The 406-nt window shown below is 55.7% G+C and carries 1 protein-coding gene; it reads left to right on the forward strand.

Translation table 11 applies throughout. From position 1 onward, the window contains the following. Nucleotides 1-50: 50 nt before the first annotated feature. Nucleotides 51-406: hypothetical protein (locus EN749_RS37305; RefSeq protein ID WP_145991239.1), on the forward strand; the 356-nt coding region annotated here is incomplete at its 3' end.

The raw sequence follows: 406 nt of genomic DNA on the forward strand, positions 1-406 counted from the left end.
ACGCAGCGCGCTTCCAAGCTTTGGACATGCGCACAAGGAGGATGCGCGATATGGCTCTGGCTGTAATAACGTTTAATGGTGAACGCCTTGAGGATCCTATCACTGAAAGGCCGCTGACAACGATACTTCGACGGCATCGTCAGTTGAGAGAGCAGGTGGAGCGTCTCTGTCGGCGTCTCGTCGAGTGCGAGACCGAAAGTCGGTTTTCAGCGCGGATCGAGATGCGACTGAACGAGGTCCTTGCCCAGGAAGAGCATGCACGAGACGAGATGCTTCGATTTGCGGTCGAAAGCATCGAGGATTGCGCTGCCAAGGCCGAGCACCTTCGGTGGTTGCTCAACGAGGGCGACAGCGGATTGGAAGACGCCGATTGGAATCTGCTGTTGCAGTCGTTTGTGAATAGTAC

This window comes from Mesorhizobium sp. M7A.F.Ca.ET.027.02.1.1 (assembly GCF_004022985.1).
Taxonomy (GTDB): domain Bacteria; phylum Pseudomonadota; class Alphaproteobacteria; order Rhizobiales; family Rhizobiaceae; genus Mesorhizobium.